Annotated in this window: 24 protein-coding genes and 1 pseudogene; 12 read left to right on the top strand and 13 right to left on the bottom strand. The window is 57.2% G+C overall.

Translation table 11 applies throughout. The features are described from left to right. Positions 1-147: 147 nt before the first annotated feature. From IEV53_RS14970 to IEV53_RS13590, 6 genes and pseudogenes are all read right to left on the bottom strand, one after another. A pseudogene (locus IEV53_RS14970) lies at positions 148-375 on the bottom strand (UDP-forming cellulose synthase catalytic subunit); the annotation flags it as partial. Further along, complete coding sequence (locus tag IEV53_RS14820; protein WP_229719904.1) at positions 263-1054, bottom strand: glycosyltransferase; 792 nt, start codon at positions 1052-1054, stop codon at positions 263-265. The gene IEV53_RS14820 and the pseudogene IEV53_RS14970, both read right to left, overlap by 113 nt. A 378-nt stretch (positions 1055-1432) precedes the next feature. Then, the gene (locus IEV53_RS13605; RefSeq protein WP_188427370.1) at positions 1433-2203 is read right to left on the bottom strand and encodes a cellulose synthase operon protein YhjQ/BcsQ; all 771 of its coding nucleotides are present in this window, start codon (positions 2201-2203) and stop codon (positions 1433-1435) included. A gap of 42 nt (positions 2204-2245) precedes the next feature. Further along, positions 2246-2725 carry a hypothetical protein gene (locus tag IEV53_RS13600; RefSeq protein ID WP_188427369.1) on the bottom strand — a complete coding sequence of 160 codons (480 nt, stop codon included), beginning with the start codon at positions 2723-2725 and terminating at the stop codon, positions 2246-2248. Further along, positions 2725-3726 (bottom strand): glycosyl hydrolase family 8, encoded by a 1002-nt coding sequence (locus tag IEV53_RS13595; protein WP_188427368.1) that lies wholly within the window; start codon positions 3724-3726, stop codon positions 2725-2727. The genes IEV53_RS13600 and IEV53_RS13595 overlap by 1 nt, the downstream gene beginning before the upstream one ends. Before the next feature lie 597 nt (positions 3727-4323). Beyond that, positions 4324-5631 carry a sensor histidine kinase gene (locus tag IEV53_RS13590; RefSeq protein ID WP_188427367.1) on the bottom strand — a complete coding sequence of 436 codons (1308 nt, stop codon included), beginning with the start codon at positions 5629-5631 and terminating at the stop codon, positions 4324-4326. Between the two features lie 198 nt (positions 5632-5829). Between IEV53_RS13590 and IEV53_RS13585 the strand changes: the two genes are divergently transcribed. Beyond that, the gene (locus IEV53_RS13585) at positions 5830-6093 is read left to right on the top strand and encodes a hypothetical protein (protein ID WP_188427366.1); all 264 of its coding nucleotides are present in this window, start codon (positions 5830-5832) and stop codon (positions 6091-6093) included. Positions 6094-6147: 54 nt separating this feature from the next. Here IEV53_RS13585 and IEV53_RS13580 read toward each other — a convergent pair whose 3' ends face one another. From IEV53_RS13580 to IEV53_RS13570, 3 genes are all read right to left on the bottom strand, one after another. After that, complete coding sequence (locus IEV53_RS13580; protein ID WP_188427365.1) at positions 6148-6336, bottom strand: NepR family anti-sigma factor; 189 nt, start codon at positions 6334-6336, stop codon at positions 6148-6150. Between the two features lie 207 nt (positions 6337-6543). Then, positions 6544-7122, bottom strand: coding sequence for a sigma-70 family RNA polymerase sigma factor (locus IEV53_RS13575; RefSeq protein ID WP_188427364.1), 579 nt, complete (start codon positions 7120-7122; stop codon positions 6544-6546). Between the two features lie 126 nt (positions 7123-7248). Further along, the gene (locus tag IEV53_RS13570) at positions 7249-7752 is read right to left on the bottom strand and encodes a sigma-70 family RNA polymerase sigma factor (RefSeq protein ID WP_229719902.1); all 504 of its coding nucleotides are present in this window, start codon (positions 7750-7752) and stop codon (positions 7249-7251) included. A gap of 172 nt (positions 7753-7924) precedes the next feature. Between IEV53_RS13570 and IEV53_RS13565 the strand changes: the two genes are divergently transcribed. Further along, a complete protein-coding gene (locus IEV53_RS13565; RefSeq protein ID WP_188427363.1) occupies positions 7925-8668 on the top strand; it encodes a PhyR family response regulator anti-anti-sigma factor in 744 nt (247 codons plus the stop codon). A 36-nt stretch (positions 8669-8704) separates the two neighbouring features. Beyond that, the gene (locus IEV53_RS13560) at positions 8705-10525 is read left to right on the top strand and encodes an ABC-F family ATP-binding cassette domain-containing protein (protein WP_188427362.1); all 1821 of its coding nucleotides are present in this window, start codon (positions 8705-8707) and stop codon (positions 10523-10525) included. A gap of 5 nt (positions 10526-10530) precedes the next feature. On the opposite strand, the gene IEV53_RS13555 is transcribed toward IEV53_RS13560, so the two are convergent. Further along, positions 10531-11499 carry a Gfo/Idh/MocA family protein gene (locus tag IEV53_RS13555; RefSeq protein WP_456304109.1) on the bottom strand — a complete coding sequence of 323 codons (969 nt, stop codon included), beginning with the start codon at positions 11497-11499 and terminating at the stop codon, positions 10531-10533. Between the two features lie 165 nt (positions 11500-11664). On the opposite strand from IEV53_RS13555, the gene secD reads away from it, so the two are divergent. After that, positions 11665-13212, top strand: a complete 1548-nt coding sequence (secD, locus tag IEV53_RS13550; RefSeq protein WP_188427402.1) for a protein translocase subunit SecD — start codon at positions 11665-11667, stop codon at positions 13210-13212. 4 nt (positions 13213-13216) lie between these two features. Continuing rightward, complete coding sequence (gene secF, locus IEV53_RS13545) at positions 13217-14155, top strand: protein translocase subunit SecF (RefSeq protein WP_188427360.1); 939 nt, start codon at positions 13217-13219, stop codon at positions 14153-14155. Positions 14156-14219: 64 nt separating this feature from the next. On the opposite strand, the gene IEV53_RS13540 is transcribed toward secF, so the two are convergent. Beyond that, on the bottom strand, positions 14220-14657 hold the full coding sequence (locus IEV53_RS13540) for a hypothetical protein (protein ID WP_188427359.1): 438 nt from the start codon (positions 14655-14657) through the stop codon (positions 14220-14222). Continuing rightward, the gene (mscL, locus tag IEV53_RS13535; RefSeq protein WP_188427358.1) at positions 14654-15112 is read right to left on the bottom strand and encodes a large-conductance mechanosensitive channel protein MscL; all 459 of its coding nucleotides are present in this window, start codon (positions 15110-15112) and stop codon (positions 14654-14656) included. The genes IEV53_RS13540 and mscL overlap by 4 nt, the downstream gene beginning before the upstream one ends. Positions 15113-15347: 235 nt before the next feature. Between mscL and rpmE the strand changes: the two genes are divergently transcribed. The 6 genes from rpmE (at position 15348) to IEV53_RS13505 (ending at position 18995) form a co-directional block, all read left to right on the top strand. Continuing rightward, positions 15348-15581, top strand: a complete 234-nt coding sequence (rpmE, locus tag IEV53_RS13530; RefSeq protein ID WP_188427357.1) for a 50S ribosomal protein L31 — start codon at positions 15348-15350, stop codon at positions 15579-15581. A gap of 160 nt (positions 15582-15741) precedes the next feature. After that, on the top strand, positions 15742-16227 hold the full coding sequence (locus tag IEV53_RS13525; protein ID WP_188427356.1) for an Hsp20 family protein: 486 nt from the start codon (positions 15742-15744) through the stop codon (positions 16225-16227). Positions 16228-16463: 236 nt separating this feature from the next. Then, on the top strand, positions 16464-17048 hold the full coding sequence (locus tag IEV53_RS13520; protein WP_188427355.1) for a DUF1013 domain-containing protein: 585 nt from the start codon (positions 16464-16466) through the stop codon (positions 17046-17048). 76 nt (positions 17049-17124) lie between these two features. Continuing rightward, positions 17125-17325, top strand: a complete 201-nt coding sequence (locus IEV53_RS13515; RefSeq protein WP_188427354.1) for a YdcH family protein — start codon at positions 17125-17127, stop codon at positions 17323-17325. Continuing rightward, positions 17326-17853, top strand: a complete 528-nt coding sequence (purE, locus tag IEV53_RS13510) for a 5-(carboxyamino)imidazole ribonucleotide mutase (protein ID WP_188427353.1) — start codon at positions 17326-17328, stop codon at positions 17851-17853. Continuing rightward, entirely contained in the window at positions 17850-18995 is a 1146-nt protein-coding gene (locus IEV53_RS13505) for a 5-(carboxyamino)imidazole ribonucleotide synthase (protein WP_188427352.1), read from the top strand. Before purE ends, IEV53_RS13505 begins: the two co-directional genes overlap by 4 nt. On the opposite strand, the gene IEV53_RS13500 is transcribed toward IEV53_RS13505, so the two are convergent. Beyond that, positions 18966-19736, bottom strand: coding sequence for a JAB domain-containing protein (locus IEV53_RS13500; RefSeq protein ID WP_229719901.1), 771 nt, complete (start codon positions 19734-19736; stop codon positions 18966-18968). The genes IEV53_RS13505 and IEV53_RS13500 overlap by 30 nt on opposite strands. A gap of 17 nt (positions 19737-19753) precedes the next feature. Here IEV53_RS13500 and IEV53_RS13495 point away from each other — a divergent pair, with 17 nt between their 5' ends. After that, positions 19754-20449: an HAD-IA family hydrolase gene (locus IEV53_RS13495; RefSeq protein ID WP_188427351.1), complete on the top strand. Its 696-nt coding sequence runs from the start codon at positions 19754-19756 to the stop codon at positions 20447-20449. The last annotated feature ends 5 nt before the right edge of the window (positions 20450-20454 follow it).

The raw sequence follows: 20454 nt of genomic DNA, 5'->3' as shown, positions 1-20454 counted from the left end.
CGTCGTTTCATAAACCTCGCTCCAGAGTGAATAACGCCAGTTCTTGTTGGTGCGGGCAGAGGTCAGGACACTGTGAACCAGATGCGGCACAGCATAGACAGCGATCGCAAAAGGCGACGCATCAATGAGTGTCTGGCTGAACAGAAGATACGCCATGGGGGCGACGAGAAAGATCAGCCGCGGTATGGCAAAAAGAAAGCTCGCAATAGCAGCGAAATAGCAAAGGCGCTGTGCAAAATCGAGGCCCGGGCCCATGAGCGGGTTATCGAGACGAAATATCTGCAACATGCCGCGAGCCCAGCGCATGCGCTGGCCCACATGCAGAATAAGGCGCTCGGTTGCCAGCCCAGCAGCCAATGGTTTTGCGAGATAGGCGGTAGACCATCCCCTCCGCTGCAGTTTCAGCGCGGTATGCATGTCTTCCGTCACCGTCTCGATCGCGACCCCCCCCGATTTCCTGCAAGGCACTTCGACGGATTACAGCGCAGGAGCCACAAAAGAAGGTTGCGTTCCAGAAATCATTCCCGTCCTGGATCAAGCCATAGAAAAGATTGCCTTCCGGTGGCACGAAGGCGCCGTGGGAAAAATTGCGCTGAAACGGATCGGGCGAATAGAAATGATGCGGTGTCTGTATCAGCGCGAGACGCTCATCGGTCATGAATGGACCCACGGTCTCGATAAGAAAGTTACGCTTGGCTATGTGATCGCAGTCAAAAATCGCAATGAGATCGCCCTTGGTCAAGGTCATCGCATGATTGAGATTGCCCGCCTTTGCGTGCGTATGCTCTGAGCGCGCAATATAGCCAGCGCCGCAGGATTCTGCGAACTCACGAAACTCATCGCGATGGCCGTCGTCCAGAATATAGACATTGATGCGGTCATTAGGCCAGTCGATCCCCATCGCTGCCAGAACTGTCTGCCTTACAATCCGCAACTCTTCGTTATATGTCGGGATATAGATATCGACGCTAGGCCATGACGCCGTATCGCTCGGCAGAGGGGCTACCTGCCTTCGCAACGGATGAAGGGACTGAAAATAGCTCAGAATGAGCATGATGAACGCGTATATCTCGGCTGTGACAAGGATCGTGCCAAGCACGGTCTGTGTCCAGGAGCTGAAATTCAGCGTCTCGGTAAGGCGCCAGCTCAGGTATCTGAGCGAGACGATGATCGATAGCCCCTTCAATGCCAGCGTCGCACGGGGGCCAGGATAGCGATTGATATACAGAAACAGGCCGATACCGATGAAACAGACGATTGTCTGGCTCGCAAGCGTAAGATGCACGAATGCAGCGAGAATGACGCAAAGCAGCGCCACTGAAATCAGTGACGTTCTGAGAGTGGATCTGAAAGGCGACCGGCTGGCGCTGTCGATCCAGTTCTCAAGAAACGCGATGCCATTTCTCACATTATTCATTACAGCTTTCGCCTATCAGTGCAGGTTCTGGATATGCTGGATAAACTGAGCCCCAACTCGATCCAGATCTGCAGCCGCACGTGAGTGGGGTGCGTAATGATTGATGAGTTTCTGGCTCGCGAAAGCCTCACCAATATGCTCATCCCGATAAATCGTTCCGAGAAGCATGGGGCCGAAACGTCTGACCAGTTGCGGCATCGCCATGGCACTGACCCGGTTCATGGGATCGAAGCGATTTATAACGACGCGATGGTCGAACCGAAGGGGTGTGGTCGCGTCGAGCTGGTAGCAACTGCCTGCGTGGATCTCAGGCACCAGTGAGACACATGACGCCTCAGGCGTCATCACGGTCACGACCATGTCTGCAACAGGCAGAATAGACGAAAAAGAGACAGAATAACCCGGTGATGTATCGACAATGACAATCGTATTCGGCTGCTGAGAGAGCGCAAATACTTCCTGGGCAATGAGACTGGGTCGAAGCTGCAGCGCGTGCTCAAGCTCGGCCTGCACCCTGACCGGTTGAGATCCATACGGATAAACGATCACGTCGTGAGGGCTCGGTTTCGCGGCTTCAATCCAGGGGCGTCCCGAAACGATACAGCTACTGATCCCGAAACGTTCCGACATGGGAATGCCGAAATGCAGTCGAAGCGCATTCTGCGGATCGAGGTCGACTGCCACCACTCTGGGCGCACCCGCGCGCCTGACTTCATCAGCCAGATGTGCCGCTACCATGGTTTTTCCAACGCCGCCCTTTGGGGAGGCCACACATATCAGTGTCATTAATTCTTCTTGTTTCCAGCAGACAATATCGGAAATTACGTTTCAGCGTCGGAACATGCCTCGCAATCGATTTTGTCCTGCAACGCGCTCCGTGGCAGGGGTGCGAAGAGTGGCAAACACGTCTCGCAAGGGCATTTTTCGCCAGGCGAGAGCGATTTCCGACTTCACCGGTGCGGGATCCTGAAAGGTGTTCTTTCGAAGAGACGTTGATTCGATGTTTTTGTTGAAACCGAGGCTCGTCGCACTGCCCGATAAGGGAAGGCTTTTCCCGGTCACGCTACCGCCGTTGGGTGCTGCCAAGGTAGAACTACTGGCAACATTTGCGTTGAGCAAATTGGCAAGAGCTGGCGAAGGCTCGGCACCCTGCGATGCAGGAGCCATATCGAGAGGCGCTTCCTGCGTCTCATTTACCGGGGTTTCTGAGCTAAGCCGGGATAATGCATTAAAATCAGGATACTCCTCTCCGGAAGGCGAAGGCTCACCATCGAAAGAGTCTTCAAGAATTCTGAATCTATCTGGCATTATACCATCTCCATCGCGGCTATCCGCGCTTGCAGTGTCAACGAAGCCGAGTAATAGTCACCGCTCTCCTTGACGCTTGGCAATTTTGGAAGAGCATCAGGGCCGTTCAGCGCGAACTGATAGACGGCCCTAAAGCCGGGCGGCGCGTTATAGTTGGAGCGCTCTCCGGTTTTCACGTCGATCCATCCTGGCAGGCCGTTCATCGTGTAATTCTGGCTTACGGCGTAGAGCGCCTGCGACAGGGTGGCCGGCATCCGGTTGCCCCATTTGAGGTAAAGCGGAATCCGAATTGCATCATATGAAAATCGCGGCGGGAAACCTGAGGCAGGCGTGAGGCGCTCGGACTTGCGATCGATCATCAGCCAATCCGGGGGCAGCCCCCAAAGGCCAAAGCGGCTGCTTTGCACAAGCTGCTGCCCACCATCAATGAGGCTGTTCCAAGGGCCTGCCGGATCGAGCCTAGCCGCCCGAACGAGTGCCGGAATATTGTAATAGGAGAGATTGACGGTCACACCCTTGAGTCTGTCGAAACCGCGTGCACCTGGCAAAAGAACGAGCCTGCTGCCAATCTTTCGAACGCACTTCCGGCCTAATTCCTGCACAATCGCCTGCGCCTGCTCCGCGTAGTCCTCCCTCGCCCATAGTATCGCCGCACGACGCAACGCCCAGGCAATCATGAGGTCACCATCCGAGGCATTATTGGTGTCGGTAACATGCGGCATAGCTGGCACCCAGCGCCAGCTGTGCAGGTTTCCGTCCTTGTGCTTGAGGTTATCTTTCGTCCAACTCAGAATGCTTTCGAAAGATTCTTTGTCATTGAAGGTCGAGGCGAAAAACAGCCCATATCCCTGCCCTTCTGAGTGGGAAACATTATTGTTGCCATTATCAACAATTCGTCCTTCGGGGAGAAGGAACTGTTTTTTATAGATATCCCAGTCCGGATCGATTGCGGCGGCCCTGCTGGCGTTGGAAGCGCCAAAGCTCGTAATGGCAGCGCTCAAGGCCAGAGAATTTCGGCAAAACATACGTCTGGACGGTGAACGAAGCATTAACGATCTTTCGCCTTAATTCGGCGGAGAGACCTCCGCTTTATAGAATATCTTTCTATATAAGACCCCTTTTCGTCAACACATTGCGTTGACCGTGAAATTTTTTAACTTTTTTGTCATGATATCGAATTAAAAGCCTCAGTAATGTTAATTTCCGTTTTTGGAAAGTCGAATTCGCGAATCAAAGTCACAGAAGAAGGACGGCAGCGTGCAGGTGTCAATTACAAACACGCTTGTTCTTCTGACGCTTGGGGAAAGTCACTATCGTGGCGGTAGGATTGCATGCGAAACCGAAGTACTTACTTCGAAAACAATCATGGTCTCAATCTATTAACGACGGGATTTTATTGATATACGCTTAGAAGCACGAAGCGCACATGCGGACGAAAAATATAGCGATCGATTACTTGAGACATACCACCACTATATTTTTTTTGAAAAACGCAGTGCTTTGCTTTCTTATTCTGAGGCCAGTCCTCACCTATTCGGTCGACGAAGCACCATCGAAGGCGGTGCGAGGCCTTCCTTTTTTATTGAGTTAGTTTGATGTCACTGAATTGTACGGCGCACTGATTGTATCGGAAAGACAAGGGTATACACCGTCCCAGCCGCCGAATTGATTTCGAGCGTACCACCAAGCTGTCGCGCGAAACCACGCACCAACTGTAATCCGATACCTTCCCTCTTCTCTGCATCAGACTGTGCAGTGGCATCAAGGCCAATACCATCGTCCTGAATCGTGAGAACAGCGCCATTCTCGTTACGGGCCAGACGTATCTGTACCGAACCACAACGTTCCTGGGGAAATGCGTAGCGCAGCGCGTTGGTGACCACCTCAGTGACAATCAACGAGAGCGGAACGGCCTGATCAGGAGTGATCGGAACGCTTTCAATATCGAGGGAGAGACTGACGCGCCCTTTATTACAGCGATTATTCGCGGTAAAAATCTGACTGGCGAGTTCCTCGAGGAATGCCCTGATATCGAGCGCAGATAGCCCCCCTTCCGGATAAAGGTGTCGATGCAGTGTTGCCAGTGACCTCACGCGGTCACGTACAAGGTGAAACTCTTCTCTGGCCTCAGGTAGCTTTATTCGGTTGGCCTGCAAATTCAGTAATGACGCAACAATCTGCAAATTGTTTTTGACGCGATGATGGATCTCCTTGATCAGCAGATCCTGCTGCTTCGTCGCGCGTGTGAGGCGCGCCTCATGACGATCAAGACGTTTGGTTGCGCGACTGAAGGCGCGTTCCATCTGCCTTATCTCCAAAGGGAGTGCGCGAGGCAGGTCGGGTTGGAAGGTGCCATGACGGCGCCAGTCCGCAACGCTGAAAGCCAGCTTCTCCAGCGGCTCGACCAGATATCGCTGCGCAGCCAAGGCCACAAGCAGCAACTCGACGATGAGGATAAGGACGATCAGCATGACTCTGGCGAGGAAAAGCTGTAGCGCACGCGTTTCCGCAATGCTGCGGGTCGACACCGCGACAATTCGTGCAGGTCCGTATCCGGGGGCCATTGTGTAGTAGACCCCATCGACCTCGAAATGATCTAGCTGCAGGTCAACTGCAGCATCACTCTTCAGCTTCGCAAGAACCTCGACGGACCATGGGTTGGGGATCTTCCTGTTGGCAGTGAGCGCAACGGGCGCTGCCTCTCCCGTATAGAGCCACAAATCTGTCGCGCCATTTTCCGGGTCCGTTGCCGGATGCGTATATTGCCCGGCGTTGACGAGTTGAGAGTTCACAAGAGGACGTAGCGCGATGAGCCGACCGGCCACGGTTTCCCCGGCGCGGTCGATATACTCCAGGGGCACAACAATACGGATGAGGGGAACCGGGCCTTGCTGAAGCACCTCCACGTCAGGTCGTGAAGCTTCGGTACGTATTACAGCCGGCTGTGTAGACACCTGATTTTCGGGAGCGCAAGCGGCATCCCTGCCCGCTGTCGTCTGGAGGGATGTAACTGCACGCCCAAAGTGGTCATTCAGGACAAGAGAGCAGTATCGCTGCTCATTGATCGACTGAATGAGCTGAAAAGCGCGAGGCGCAATTTCCTCATGAAGCCCAATTCTGGCCAGAACCTGAAGCATGCCCCGCGTGCGATCGATATCTGTCGCAATCTCGTGACGGGCGCTGATCGCGTCACCCTGCGTCCGCTCGAAACTATTATTCGAGGTCACGAGATAGGTGTGCCAGGCGAGCATACCGGCGACGCAGGCCAGTGGCAGAGACGTGCAGATGATCAGGGCCATGACACGGGAACCGACCGTATCAAAAAGGCCGGATTTCACACGAAAATTCCTGAGATGCTTGAAGGGTGAGGCTGTCACCCGCCTGACTTTCGGGAGTTCATAACGATCAGATCAGGCAATTCTTCATGATGACCGCTCGTCGCGGTCTTCCTCGATGAGACGGAGGAGCTCGTCCGGGATTGGCTCATTCGCCACATCGTCGAATAGCTGATGCAGACCGCGCTTTAGCCAGATGTCGAAAGGATTGTCGCTGTCGGATGAGGTTTTATCCTGGCGGGACTTCTCCGGCACGCCGTCCTTTCCCCCAGTCATGTCATCACCTCAAAAAAGAATTCGACCCATGCGGGTTTAACAGGGGGGCAGCGTCTGAGTTGCACTACCGAAATTTAATCAACGTATTTTGAATAAATTGGAAGCCACAATAGCAATCGAGAGAGACGATACATGATCGTCTCTCTCGATTATGGCTAAAAAGCCTCACAATTCAGAGTATGTGGCGTAAGAACGACGCCAAGTCACTCAGAACGTGAAAAGATCGTCAGACTTCAGCCCCTTGCGACGACGGTCGTCGAGGGTTGCGCGAAGCGCCGCGACTTTAACACGAAGCTTGTCATTAGCGGGCAGATCGCCGGTCATCCAGGCCTCGAGCTGGCGACGCGCACGGAACACGCGGCTCTTGGCAGTACCAACAGCGCAACCTGTTGCCTCGGCCAGAGCCTCATAGCTCATGCCCTGCACCACCACCATGACAAGTGCTTCGCGCTGGTCTGCAGGAAGACGCGAAAGGGCCATCGACAAGTCCTTGAGGGCAAGGCTGTCTTCATGGGTTGCGTTACTGGCGAAGGAGGAAGCGGGCACGTCTTCAATATCGGTCGTCTCGCGACGCTTGCGCAGATCGGAAATGAAGCGGTTGCGAAGAATGCGATGCATCCAGGCCGAAAAATTGGTTCCAGGAATAAAGCTGTCCTGAGCAGCAAGGGCATTGCAGACCGCATCCTGAACCAGATCTTCGGCAGCCGAACGATTCCGCGTGAGGGAGAGCGCCTGGATACGCAGTTTGGGGAGGATCTGGATAACTTGGTCGTGGAAGCTGGTCATGCGAAAATCCTTCTTCGCTCAGTGCTTTTCATCCGATCAATGAACGGCGCGGAAGATCGGTTGCATCAGATTGCTATTTTTTGATTTTATTTTTCTGCGCTCCTTTTTCCGGGTCGCGTGTCGGGCTCAGATGCCCGTTGCGACAGACGCCTGTGCGCCCGGCAAGGCCGTGATCTCAGCCAGTTTGGCGCGTGCACGCGACACGCGCGCCTTCATCGTTCCCACCGGACAAAGACAGATTTCTGCTGCCTCTTCATAGCTCATTTCCTGCGCGCCCACGAGAATGAGCGCCTCTCGCAGAACCTCAGGCAATCGCCAGAGCAATACCGAGAGATCAAGCACGTTATCGTGATAGCCCTGATCTCCCTCCCGCCCCTCTTCGCTGCCGAGTGAGATTTCGGAGAGGATCTCTGTCTCTTTCACCTTGCGACGCTTCTGCTCATAAAAAATATTGCGCAGAATGGTGAAGAGCCACGCCTTGACGTTTGTCCCCTCCACGAATTGCGCCCGCGCGCCTAGCGCGCGCAGGACCGTGTCCTGCACAAGGTCATCCGCCGCCGTGACGTCTCTTGTAAGGTAACGAGCGAAGCCGCGCAGATCCGACAGGTGCGCGGCGATACCGCGCCTCACGGGGTCCGCGCCACCTGACGTGCCGTCCGTCCTTATGGGCTGGTCCACACTCAGGGCGCGGTCTCCTCAATCCGGGTCACAGCATTCCTCTTTGCTGAAGCGTGAAAAAGTGCCATCCTGACGCGATAGACCGCGTTTTGTTCGCGAATTATTTTCGGAGCTTCGTTACTCAATGGTCGATGCAGAGCGCCAAGACCTTATACAAGCCTTGCCCTTTGCGCGACGTTTTGCAAGGGCTCTGGAAGGCAATCAGATACAAGGCGATCAACTCGTCGCCCTGGCGTTGAAGGATATGGTAAGCCGAAAGGGCGGTCATGAGATCAGCACACGCTATCGTCTCTACCGCTCTATCATCGAGTGTTTTACCAAGGAAAACGAGGCGGCGCATGCGCCCTCACCCCTGTCTCTGACCCAGAGGCTGGTCCTGTTGCTGACATCGCTGGAAGAGGTCCCTCTCAGCGCCGTCGCCCTGATTCTGGATCGAAGCGAGAGCGAAATTCTCGCTGATATCGCCCAGGCCAATGACGGTTTGCGCTCTGTCGCCGAGACCAGCGTGCTCATCATTGAAGATGAGCCGATCATTGCCATGGACATCCAGGATGTTGTCCAGCAATGCGGTCACCGCATTGCCGGCGTGGCCTATACAGAAGCCGATGCGGTGCGCATTGCCAAGGAGACGAAGCCGGGGCTCATTCTGGCTGACATCAATCTTGGCGGCGGGGGTGACGGCATGCATGCCGTCGGTCGCATCATGAAAGATCATCAGGCGCCGGTTATTTTTGTCACCGCCTATCCCGAGCGCCTGCTCACTGGTGAACAGGAAGAACCGTCCTTCATCATTACCAAGCCCTTTGAACCGACGACTCTGGCCATCACGACCTATCAGGCCGTCACAGGCGGACTAAAAGCAATCTGACTTGCATCGCAAGGAGCTGTGCGACACATAGGGCTTATGGCCGCACCGATCCTTCATCTTCGCGATATTGTCTATTCTCTCGGCGGGCGCCCGCTTCTGGACGGCGCCGAAATCGGGGTTGCGCCCGGCGAGAAACTCTGCCTCGTCGGGCGCAACGGGTCAGGAAAATCAACGCTTCTCCGCATTGCTGCCGGAGAAATCCTGCCGGATTCAGGCCAGTGCTTTGTCCAGCCTGGCATCAAGATCGTCTATCTGCCACAAGAACCCGATCTGACGGCTTTTCCTACCAGCTACGATTACGTTGCGCAGGATCTTCCGCCTGAAGAAGATTATCTCGCCCGCAGCATGCTTGCCGAGCTCGGTCTTACAGGCGAGGAGAGCACGTCAACCTTGTCTGGCGGCGAGGCGCGGCGTTGCGCCCTCGCCCGCGCACTGGCAGCCCGCCCCGATCTGCTACTTCTGGACGAACCGACAAACCACCTCGATCTGCCAACCATCACCTGGCTGGAGCGTGAGCTCGCCTCGATGCGCTCCGCCATGATCGTAATCAGCCATGATCGACGCCTGCTTGAGACTCTCTCCCGCGCCGTAGTCTGGCTGGAACAGGGCATCACCCGTCGCCTCGATCAGGGATTTGCCCGTTTTGAGGACTGGCGCGAAGAAGTGCTCGCCCTGGAAGAGCTGGCAGCTCACAAGCTCGACCGTGAAATCGCTCGTGAAGAAGACTGGATGCGCTACGGCGTTACAGCCCGACGCAAGCGCAATGTGCGCCGCGTGGCAGAGCTGGCTGGCCTGCGTTCCAGACGCAAGGAGATCGCCAGCCAGTTCCGTGGCACACTCAAGCTTTCCGTTTCGGAGGCCGAGAGCACAGGCAAGCTCACAACTGTGGCCGAAAATGTGACCAAGGCTTTCGGCGAACGCGTCGTGGTCAGGGATCTCGATCTCCGCGTACTCAAGGGCGACAGGCTTGGCATCGTTGGCGCCAACGGCATGGGCAAGACGACGCTCCTGCGCCTGCTGACCGGCGAAGATCAGCCGGATAGCGGCCGTGTGCAGATCGGCCCATCCACGTCGCTTGTTACCCTTGACCAGCGCCGGGCCAGCCTTGATCCGAATATCACCCTCTCTGACACCATGACCGGCGGCAGCGGCGACATGGTACAGGTTGGCTCTGAAAAGCGTCATGTCATCGGCTATATGAAAGACTTCCTGTTCCGGCCGGAACAGGCACGTACCCCTGTAGGCGTCTTGTCTGGTGGTGAACGCGGGCGTCTTGCGCTGGCCTGCGCCCTTGCCCAGCCATCCAATCTTCTGGTGCTCGACGAACCCACAAACGACCTCGATCTGGAAACACTCGACCTGCTTCAGGAAATGCTCGACGATTATCCCGGCACAGTTCTACTCGTCAGCCATGATCGTGACTTCCTCGACCGTGTAGCGACCTCTGTGTTGGTAGCGCAGGGAGACGGACAATGGATCGAATATGCGGGTGGCTACAGCGATATGCTAGCGCAGACCGGCGGAGCCGCACCTGCGGAACGAAGCGCGGCCTCAGGCACCCCGAAGGAAAAGAGTGCTTCCGACAGAAATGCTGCAAAGACAGAGAGATCGAGCAAGAAACTCAGCTACAAAGACAAGCTAGCTCTAGAGAAACTGCCTCAGGAAATGGCCCGCCTCGAAAAGCTGATCGTCCTTCAGCTTGATATCCTGTCAGACCCATCCCTCTATTCCCGCGATGCTCAGAAGTTTGCCAAGGTCAGTGACGAACTGACAAAGGCAGAGGCTGCGCTGACGGAAGCTGAAGAGGCCTGGCTACTCCTCGAGATGAAGAAGGAAGAACTCGAAGCCGGCGCCTGATCGCTTCAGCTATTGATCAGTCCGGAAAGCTCCATGGTCTTGCGGGAGGCATCCATGCTGGCCTTGACCCTTATGGCGGCATCGAGTGCCCTGATCCCGGCCTCGGCATCGACCAGGATCGGTGCCCCGTTCAGGCAAGACGCTGCAAACGCATCATGTTCGGCGGCAAGACAGTCGCAATCCTTCCACTTCAAAGCCTCACGCCTGAAGCCTCCCGTCCCCGGCAGAGGCAGGCCGCGCTTGCGGCCGATCATGGTAAGTTCCTGCTGCACGAAATCGGCGGAAAGATAGCCCTCTTCCGAAAAGACACGCATGCGGCGCTCCGTCTTAAGCGAGATGCGGCTTGCTGAAATGGAAGCGACACAGCCATTGGCGAACCGCACGCGGGCATTGGAAATGTCTTCATGCTCGCTCGACACAGCCACGCCAACCGCATCGATTGACTCGATGGGCGAATCTACAAGCGACAGAACGAGATCCAGATCATGGATCATCAGATCGAGAATGACCGACACATCGGTCCCACGCGGCTTGAAGGGCGCAATGCGCGTGGCCTCGATATAGAGCGGTTTACCGATACGCTCGGAGATGGCGCGGTGCTCGGAAGAATAGCGCAGGAGATGACCCACCTGCAGCACACACCCTGTTTCCCTGGCAAGCGCCGCCAGCGCATTGGCTTCCTCAAGCGTTGCTGCAATTGGCTTTTCAACAAGGACATGTCGTCCGGCTTTAAGACAGGCTGAAGCGACCGGGAAGTGATGCTCGGCGGGCGCAGCCACGATGACGGCATCAACCTGGCCGATCAGCGCCTCCAGACTTTCCGCTACGGCGCAGCCTGCTTCTTTCGCGACCACCGCAGCCCGCGCCGGATCAGGGTCGAAAAGGGCGATGAGAGCCTCCCGGGCGCAGTCTCGCGCCTTAAGGGCATGAAACCGTCCGAAATGTCCGGCCCCGACAATTCCGACCTTAAGCATCTGTTTTCCTGGCTCTTGAGCAACTGATTTCATGTTTTTGGTGTAGCAGGGCGTAGTGGGAGGTTGCAACGCGCTGCGCCACCCGGCATCTTCCCGCAGCCTGACCGCCCTGCGGTAGCTTTTGATCTCCGGTCGTTACAAAGAAGGACGCCGCTCAGTTCGATGATGTACTATAGTCGGCCTACAATGCTGGGAGTTCTCGGGGTCTGTTTCCTCGGGCTTCTGCTCTGCCTGCCCAATTTCATGCGCGCGCCCTCGCCCAAACTGCCCTGGCATCAGATCCATCTGGGTCTCGACCTGAGAGGCGGCTCCTATCTCCTGCTTCGACTCGATCAGAAGAGTCTTGTCGATGACCGCCTTCAGGGTCTCGAAGATCAGGCCAAGCAGACGCTCATTGAGAAGAACCTCGGCTATCGCGACTTCCGCAAGGATGATGCGGCCCGCACGCTCAGCTTCCTGCCGCGTGATGCGAGCGAGGCGCAAGCCAGCCTCGCCGCTCTTGGCAGCCTGACGACCACCGGTAATGAGGTCACCGCAGCCCTCGACCATGACCGTCTCGTTCTGACGCTCAATGAGGCGGCGCTCAAGCAGCGCGCGCGCGAGGCTGTCAGCCAGTCCATCGAAATCGTGCGCCGTCGTATCGATGCCACCGGCGCCGTTGACCCCGAGATCACCCGCCAGGGCGATGATCGTATTGTCGTTGAGCTGCCGGGGATCAGCGACCCGGAGCACGTCAAGCGCCTGCTGGGCACGACCGCCAAGATGACGTTCCGCCTGCTTGCCAATAGCGCTGGTGGCAGCATCGCCCCGCCGGGAGCGACAATGCTGCCAGATCTCAGCGCCGACAACGCGCTTCTGCCCGTCATGGATCATGTAGAGGTCGACGGCGCTGCGCTGACCAATGCCGGGGCGACGATCGACCAGCAGACGGGAGAATGGGCGGTCAGCTTCTCGTTCAACCGTGCTGGCGCGAGTGCCTTTGCCCGCACGACGACCCAGAATGTCGGACGCCGCTTTGCTATCGTACTCGACAACAAGGTGATCGAAGCTCCTGTGATCCGCACACCGATCACCCAAGGCAATGGTCAGATCACCGGCAATTTCAGCGCCCAGACGGCCACTGACCTTGCTGTGATGCTGCGCGCCGGCGCGCTGCCTGCACCGCTTGCGGTCATCGAGCAGCGCTCTATCGGGCCGTCTCTCGGTGCTGATTCGATCCGTGCCGGAGCGATCAGCCTTGGCATAGGTTTCGTCCTCGTCATCCTGTTCATGGCGCTCTTCTATGGGCGGTTCGGCCTCTATGCGAATGTCGCGCTTCTCGCGAACCTCGTTCTGATGACGGCCATTCTCTCGCTTTTCGAAGCGACGCTGACCCTGCCGGGCATGGCGGGTATGCTGCTGACACTTGGCATGGCCGTTGATGCTAATATCCTGATCAATGAGCGTATTCGCGAAGAGGTAAAGCGCGGTCGCACGCCGCTTGCCGCCATGCAGGCTGGTTTCGAGCGTGCGTCCTCGACGATCATAGATAGTAACGCCACGGCCTTCTTGGCCCATGTGATGCTGTTCGTATTCGGCACCGGCCCCGTGCGTGGCTTCGCGCTCACGATCACGATCGGTATCGTTACCACGCTCTTCACCACGATGCTGCTGTCGCGCCTGCTGATGGTGCGCTGGTACGCCCTCGCCCGTCCCACAGAACTTCCGGTCTGAAGCGATGCTCTCACGTCCCCTTTTCCGCTTCGTCCGCGAAGACAAGCATATTCCCTTCATGCGCGGCCGCTACGCCGGTCTCGCAACCTCGGCCATTCTCTCGGCACTCTCCGTCGTGCTGTTTTTCGTGCCCGGCCTCAAACTGGGCCTGGATTTCCACGGCGGCATCGTGGTGGAAGCCCAGACACAGGGCCCGACCGATTTCGACAAGCTGCGTCACGCACTGACGGCGCACAACATCAGCGCTGCTGGTCTTCAGAGATTTGGTGCCGATAATGATGTGCTGATCCAGCTCGACACACCCCCGCCCGGCCCCAATCAGGAAGCGGCGACGCAGGCGCTTGTCGATGAAGTGCGCCACGCAGTAATTGAAGCGCAGCCCGGCACACAGGTGCTGCGTGCAGATGCTGTCGGCGCCTCGGTTTCGAGCGAGCTGTTCCGTAACGGCCTGCTGGCGCTCGGTCTGAGCCTTGCCATGATCCTCATCTATATCTGGGTGCGTTTCGAATGGGAGTTCGCCGTCAGCGCGGTGATCACCCTCGTGCTGGACCTGACCAAGACAGTCGGCTTTCTGGCGATCACCCGCTTTCAGTTCGATCTGGTGATGGTGGCCGCCATTCTGACCATCCTTGGCTATTCCACCAACGACAAGGTGGTCGTCTATGACCGAGTGCGCGAGAATCTGCGCAAATACCGCACGATGCCGCTGCGGGAACTGCTCGATCTGTCGATCAACGAGACGCTGAACCGCACGCTGGGCACCTCGATGACGGTCTTTCTTGCAGCCCTGCCGCTCGCGATCTTTGGCGGTCACAGCCTTTCCGGTTTTGCGACAGTGATGCTGTTCGGCATTGTCGTAGGCACGTCGTCGTCGATCTTTATTGCCGCGCCGCTCCTGCTTCTCATGGGTGAGAAGCGCCTGCGCCGCAGCAAGGCGTCATAAGCCCGTCACCAATCAGACAGGAAAAAGGGGCCTTTCGGCCCCTTTTTTTGTTACGCCATGCGGCTTACGGAGTAGCAGGAGACGATGCTCCCGGCGTCACCCCGTCAGGTGGCTGAGGCACCGAAGTCGCATAATCAAGTATCTGCACGATACCAGCGTCAGCGAGACGGAAATTCTGGTCTGTCGGCGAATAGGCCGCCTGTCTGATGAGCTGCCACGTATTATGATCAACAGCGATAAGGCGGGCGATATCCGCCTTTGTGGCCTTGTGCTGTAGAATGCGCGTGATCATCCCATGCTCGGCCATGCCATTGGCGATAGCATAGCTGGTGAGCAGAACGCTGGGAGAGCGATTTTGCAAGACGGCGTCTTCACCCTTACCCGCGCAGGCGGAAAGAAGGGTGAAGCCACAAAGCAGGGTCGTCGTAAGAAAGCGGCGCATCGTATGATCATGCGCCCAGTTGCAGCGCGCGCCAAGACGGCGCGCGTGCAGAAGGCTCAATTGGTGTCTTTCGCGATCAGGTCACGAATTTCGGTCAGCAGAACCTCGCTCTTTGTCGGCGCAGGCGGTGCCGATGGAGCAGCTTCCTGCTTGCGCTGGAAACGCGAGACCAGCTTGATGAGCCAGAACACAGCAAAAGCCACGATCAGGAACTGGATCACAACGTTGAGGAACACGCCGATATTGATCGTGACCGCGCCCGCCTTCTGTGCCTCGGCGAGAGTGGGGAGCACCGGCCCCTTGAGTGTCACGAAGATGTTCGAGAAATCGATTCCTCCCGTGAGCAAGCCGATGCCCGGGGTCAGGATGTCCTTGACGAGACTGGTCACGATCGAGGTGAAGGCAGCACCGATGATGATACCCACCGCCATATCGATGACGTTGCCGCGCATGATGAATTTCTGGAATTCCGCAACCCAGCCGGGTGTGTGCAGCCTTGATCTCAGATCAGCCATGAATAATCCTTTTCTTGCTTGTAACGAGTTAAAACACGAGCGCCCCGCGCGGAGTTTTCATGCCCGGCGGGCGGCTTCGGCTCGGAATGTGGGATAAAAGAGGTTTACGGGGTAGAAAAAACGCAGGCGAGGCAAAAGTTTCTGCGTTTTTGTCGTTCCCCTGACCGTTTCTTTCCGTTATAGCCCCGCCATCCGCTCCGGTCGGCATCGGAGCTTTCCAGCAAGGACAACCCATATGAAGCCCGGCATCCACCCCGACTACCACGAAATCACGATCATCATGACCGATGGCACCGAGTTCAAGACGAACTCCTGCTATGGCAAGGCTGGTGATACGCTGCGTCTTGACGTTGACCCGAAATCCCATCCGGCCTGGACTGGCGTGCAGCGCATGCTCGACACCGGGGGCCAGGTTGCCAAGTTCAACAAGCGCTTCGCCGGCATCGGCGCCCGCGCCGCCAAGAAGTAATCCAGGCGCTCCTTCCCGGGCAGGATCTTGTCCTGCCCGGAAACGATCCTACATGCAGGTGGTCACGATGCCCTCAAGGGGTCGCGACATTACCCTCATGCAGCATTGTCTGCCATTTTGGAGACAAGCTGTCGGATCTGCCTTGAAGGAGGTTCACATCATGTCCTACGATTTCGCTCCGCTCTTTCGCTCCGCAATCGGGTTTGACCGTCTCGCCCGCCTTGTCGACGATGCCGTATCCAACGCCCCGGCGAATGCGAGCTATCCCCCCTACAACATCGAGAAAGCTGCCGACGACGTCTACAGCGTCACCATGGCCCTTGCGGGTTTTGGACCGGACGATGTCGAAGTCTATCTGGCTGACAATCAGTTGATCATCAAAGGCAGTGTGCCACGCCATGGCCGCACCGGAGAAATCCTTCACCGCGGCATTGCCACCCGTGCTTTCGAACGCAGGTTTGCCCTGGCTGACCATATCGAGATTGCGGGGGCCGAGCTTCTCAATGGCCTTCTGACCATAACCGTGCGCCAGGTTACGCCGGAAGCATTGAAGCCCCGTCGCATCCCCATCACGCTTGGCACTGCCACCTTGGGGACAACGCCCGGCACCATACAGCAGAACACACCGGTCGGCCATGCCGCCTGAGCCTCTCCGGCTCGTGACGAAACGGCGATCGGCCCAGGTGTGACCACCCCGCGAAATGCCGGTTTTTTCTCCATTTTGATGCGGAAGGGCTTGACCCTTCCGCATTTCGCAGACCATATCAGCGCAGACTTTGCAATGCATCCAGCAGGTGCCGTGCAGATCACCCCGGCCCGCCGGGGCGTCACATTTCGATCGGTGCCTGCTGGAGCGATGCTCCTCACGCAGGATAGACCGAGATGACCTTGCCGCTTATGCCGAAAGCCACCGCAGTGTGGTTGATCGACAAGACCGCCCTCACCTTTACCCAGATCGCCGAGTTCTGCGGCATGCACCCGCTTGAAGTGCAGGCTATCGCGGATGGTGAAGTTGCTGCCGGCATCAATGGCTATGACCCGGTCAAGAACAACCAGCTGACGCAGGAACAGATCACGCGCTGCGAAAGCAATCCTGACGCCCGCCTGAAGCTCTCGGCCAAGGCCAATCCGGTAGCGCGTCGCGCCAAGGGCGCACGCTACACCCCGATCGCACGACGCAATGACCGTCCCGACGCGATTGCCTTCGTGTTGCGCCAGTTCCCACAGCTTTCGGAACTGCAGATCATCAAGCTGCTTGGCACCACCAAGGACACTATCGCCAAGGTGCGTGATCGCCAGCATTGGAACAGCGCCAACATCAAGCCGCGTGATCCGGTCATTCTCGGCCTTTGCAGCCAGACCGATCTGAACGCTGCCGTTCAGGCCGCCAATGAGCGTCTTGCCCGTGAGGGTCATACCGTGCCTGTCGTCGCGGAATTGTCAGACTTCGAAGACGGTCAGAACTAAGAAGAGATGGCACCAGCCGCCAACCCTGTTGTAGGATTTTCGGGTTGGCACCTGTCATTCAAGCGGAAAGAGAACGATGCTCGTTGATCAAGAAGTCATGCTTCGCCGTTTGCATGAGCTCCGTAGCGAGCACCGCGACCTCGATACGGTCATAGACAGGTTGGTGCAGCATCCTCTTAATCAGCTGCAATTACAGCGGCTCAAGAAGCGTAAACTCGTCCTCAAGGACGAGATCAACTTCATCGAGAACCGCCTGATACCGGATGATATTGCCTGAATGAGCGAAGAACTCGATCTCTACCGTCAATCGACGGATGCGGCCCTGACCCCTTCGGTGGGTATTATCATGGGCAGCCAGTCTGACTGGACGACGATGAATTTCGCGGCCGAGAAGCTGGCTGAACTCGATATCAGCTTTGAAACCCGTATCGTTTCCGCCCACCGCACACCTGACCGTCTGGCTGATTACGCGCGCTCTGCCCGCGGTCGCGGCCTGCAGGTCATCATCGCAGGTGCTGGCGGCGCAGCGCATCTGCCGGGCATGGTCTCGGCCTGGACGACCCTGCCGGTTCTGGGCGTGCCTGTTGAGTCGCATGCGCTCAAGGGCATGGACTCGCTTCTTTCCATCGTTCAGATGCCGGGTGGTGTACCCGTAGGCACGCTTGCCATCGGCAAGGCCGGTGCAATCAACGCCGCACTGCTGGCTGCGTCGATCCTCTCCCTCAACGATGAGGGCATTCAGGCGCGTCTCGACACATGGCGTGCCATGCAGACGGCTTCTGTGGCCGATACCCCCGAATCATGAGCCAGACTGCGCTGCCCACAGGGGCAACGATCGGCATTATCGGGGGCGGCCAACTTGGACGCATGTCTGCAGTGGCGGCATCCCGTCTTGGCTATCAGGTGCATATCCTCAGCGCGGAAATCGACCCGCCAGCTCATGATACCGCGCGCCATGTCACCATCGGCGCCTATGACGATGAAGCTGTCCTGAGGCAGTTTGCCGAAAGCGTTGATGTCATCACCTTCGAATTCGAGAACATCTCGTCTGATGGTCTTGAGCTCCTTGCATCGCTTTGCCCCGTCCATCCGGCCGGGCGCGTTCTCGCCATCAGCCAGGACCGCATTCTCGAGAAGAGCTTCCTGGGGGAGCAGGACATCCCTGTAGCCCCCTGGGTGTCGGTACCTGATGAAGTCTCTCTGAGTAGTGTCGCGTCTGAACTTGGCTATCCGTTCCTGCTGAAGACCACCCGTTTCGGTTATGACGGCAAGGGGCAGTTTCGCATTACCGATGCCGAAACCCTTGATGCGCTCGCTTCGACCCTTCCGTATCCGCTTATCGCGGAAGGATTTGTCGATTTCGAGCGTGAGCTGAGCGTAATGGTCGCACGCAGCGCAAGCGGCGCCGTGCGCTGCTTCAGCGTCACTGAAAACCAGCATCGTGACGGCATTCTGGATATCAGCCTGGCTCCGGCCCGCATTCCTGTCGCCCTTGCAGCAGAGGCAGAGGCTCTCGCCCTCAGGATTGCAGAAGCCATCGGTCTCGTGGGCATTCTTGGTGTCGAGATGTTCGTCTCGGCCAAGGGTACGCTTCTCGTCAACGAGATTGCGCCGCGCCCGCATAATTCCGGGCACTGGACAATGGATGCCTGTCTGATCGATCAGTTCGAGATGCATATCCGCGCCGTTGCCGATCTGCCCCTGCCCGACCCGTTTCGCCATAGCGATGCGGTCATGAAAAATCTCATCGGGCCTGAAGGGATGGCGCTTTGCGATACCGTGCTCGAACAACCGGGGCTGGCGCTGCATCTCTACGGCAAAAGCGAGTGCCGCCCCGGACGCAAGATGGGACATGTGAATGCCCTTTTCCCACTGGGCGCCCTGCCCGGCCCATACGGGGTGGCGGCACGTTTTGACTCAGCCCTGAAAGCCCCGCAGGAGGCCTAGCTCACTGAAGCTCACATAAGCACCGTTGCCGATGATGATGTGATCGGCAACGCGCACCTCAATGAGAGCGGCTGCTCGCTGGGTGTCGTGAGTCATGGAGATATCACCATCTGATGGGGTGGGGTCTCCGCTAGGATGATTATGAACCAGGATGAGGCTCTTCGCGCCGAGCTCCATCGCTCTCCTTGCCACTTCGCGCGGATAGACCGGTGTATGGTTTACCGTGCCCCGGGTCTGCGCCTCGTCGGCGAGCAGACGATTTTTCTCGTCCAGAAACAGAATGCGAAACTGCTCGATCGGTTCACGTGCCAGGCGGGAAATCAGATAATCGAGCATGAGCTTGCGATTGGTGAAAATATCATCGCGCCCAAGACGGGCACGACTGACCCGCATCGCGGCGTCATGGACAAGATGCAGTGCCGTACGGATGTGGGGTCCTATATGCAGCAGACCGCTCAAAGCCTTGTCATCCGAGGCGAATGTGGCTGCGAGCGACCCGAAGCGGATAAAAAATGCCTCGACAGTAGGCTGCAGACGCTCGGGCCTTATTGCGATAGCTTCACAAAACAGATGCAGAAGCACTTCATCAGACAGAACAGGGCCTTGGCCTGCAACCACTGCCCGATGCGGGATTTCTGCCCATCCAATCGGCGAGGACTCTGATCCGCCATTCCCGGATTCGAAATCCTGACCATCTGCAACTTTATCTTGGTTTACTTCTTTCAACATCTCCCCCGCCAAGGTCTATAGGGAATATTATGGCTGATTTCGATAGGTTTACGAGTGAACATTCTATTTTATTTGACCTTGATGGAACGATTATCGATTCACGCATTGGTATTATCAAAACACTTCATACAGTCGTCTCAGCACTTGGCCATGTGCCAGACGAGGCAATCGACCTGACCTGGGTTGTCGGGCCACCACTTGCCGAGCTGATGGCGGAAGTCATAGGGTACTACGGCGATACGCGCGTTGATGAGGCGATTGCCCTCTACCGTCGTTTCTATGACACGCAGGGCCGCCTCCAGACGCCGGTCTTCCCTGCCATGGCCGAACTGATCGAGACCCTGGCGCGCTCTCCCATTCGAATTTTCACAGCGACATCCAAGCCGGCATCACTTGCGCAGACAATTCTGGCGGGTAACGGTCTCGACAGATACTTCGATCGTATTCATGGGGCGGCAGATGACGATACGGGGGGTGAGAAACCTGAAATGATTGCGCGTATTCTCGCACAGGAAGGGCTGAGCGCCGACCACACCCTGATGATCGGCGACCGTCGCTTCGATATTTCGGGCGCACATGCCAACAGGATACGAGGCATTGGGGTCTTGTGGGGCTATGGTGGCGAGAAGGAACTCACCGAAGCCGGTGCAGACCTGCTGGTTACATCACCAGACGGGCTTGCATCCGCAATCGAAGCCCAGCTCAAGGCACTCGCCCGCGCCTGAACCCG

Origin of the sequence: Asaia siamensis (assembly GCF_014635085.1) — a bacterium.
Taxonomy (GTDB): domain Bacteria; phylum Pseudomonadota; class Alphaproteobacteria; order Acetobacterales; family Acetobacteraceae; genus Asaia; species Asaia siamensis.
The sequence above is the reverse complement of the archived record's forward strand: the minus strand, read 5'-3'. Positions and strand labels throughout refer to the sequence as shown.

Excerpts from the sequence above, each read along its gene's own strand:
- IEV53_RS14820 (WP_229719904.1), bottom strand. The coding sequence starts at position 1,054 with ATGCTCATTCTGAGCTATTTTCAGTCCCTTCATCCGTTGCGAAGGCAG.
- IEV53_RS13605 (WP_188427370.1), bottom strand. The coding sequence starts at position 2,203 with ATGACACTGATATGTGTGGCCTCCCCAAAGGGCGGCGTTGGAAAAACC.
- IEV53_RS13600 (WP_188427369.1), bottom strand. The coding sequence starts at position 2,725 with ATGCCAGATAGATTCAGAATTCTTGAAGACTCTTTCGATGGTGAGCCT.
- IEV53_RS13585 (WP_188427366.1), top strand. The coding sequence starts at position 5,830 with ATGAAGCCCAATTCTGGCCAGAACCTGAAGCATGCCCCGCGTGCGATC.
- IEV53_RS13580 (WP_188427365.1), bottom strand. The coding sequence starts at position 6,336 with ATGACTGGGGGAAAGGACGGCGTGCCGGAGAAGTCCCGCCAGGATAAA.
- IEV53_RS13575 (WP_188427364.1), bottom strand. The coding sequence starts at position 7,122 with ATGACCAGCTTCCACGACCAAGTTATCCAGATCCTCCCCAAACTGCGT.
- IEV53_RS13565 (WP_188427363.1), top strand. The coding sequence starts at position 7,925 with ATGGTCGATGCAGAGCGCCAAGACCTTATACAAGCCTTGCCCTTTGCG.
- IEV53_RS13560 (WP_188427362.1), top strand. The coding sequence starts at position 8,705 with ATGGCCGCACCGATCCTTCATCTTCGCGATATTGTCTATTCTCTCGGC.
- IEV53_RS13555 (WP_456304109.1), bottom strand. The coding sequence starts at position 11,499 with ATGCTTAAGGTCGGAATTGTCGGGGCCGGACATTTCGGACGGTTTCAT.
- secD (WP_188427402.1), top strand. The coding sequence starts at position 11,665 with ATGTACTATAGTCGGCCTACAATGCTGGGAGTTCTCGGGGTCTGTTTC.
- secF (WP_188427360.1), top strand. The coding sequence starts at position 13,217 with ATGCTCTCACGTCCCCTTTTCCGCTTCGTCCGCGAAGACAAGCATATT.
- mscL (WP_188427358.1), bottom strand. The coding sequence starts at position 15,112 with ATGGCTGATCTGAGATCAAGGCTGCACACACCCGGCTGGGTTGCGGAA.
- rpmE (WP_188427357.1), top strand. The coding sequence starts at position 15,348 with ATGAAGCCCGGCATCCACCCCGACTACCACGAAATCACGATCATCATG.
- IEV53_RS13525 (WP_188427356.1), top strand. The coding sequence starts at position 15,742 with ATGTCCTACGATTTCGCTCCGCTCTTTCGCTCCGCAATCGGGTTTGAC.
- IEV53_RS13520 (WP_188427355.1), top strand. The coding sequence starts at position 16,464 with ATGACCTTGCCGCTTATGCCGAAAGCCACCGCAGTGTGGTTGATCGAC.
- IEV53_RS13515 (WP_188427354.1), top strand. The coding sequence starts at position 17,125 with ATGCTCGTTGATCAAGAAGTCATGCTTCGCCGTTTGCATGAGCTCCGT.
- purE (WP_188427353.1), top strand. The coding sequence starts at position 17,326 with ATGAGCGAAGAACTCGATCTCTACCGTCAATCGACGGATGCGGCCCTG.
- IEV53_RS13505 (WP_188427352.1), top strand. The coding sequence starts at position 17,850 with ATGAGCCAGACTGCGCTGCCCACAGGGGCAACGATCGGCATTATCGGG.
- IEV53_RS13495 (WP_188427351.1), top strand. The coding sequence starts at position 19,754 with ATGGCTGATTTCGATAGGTTTACGAGTGAACATTCTATTTTATTTGAC.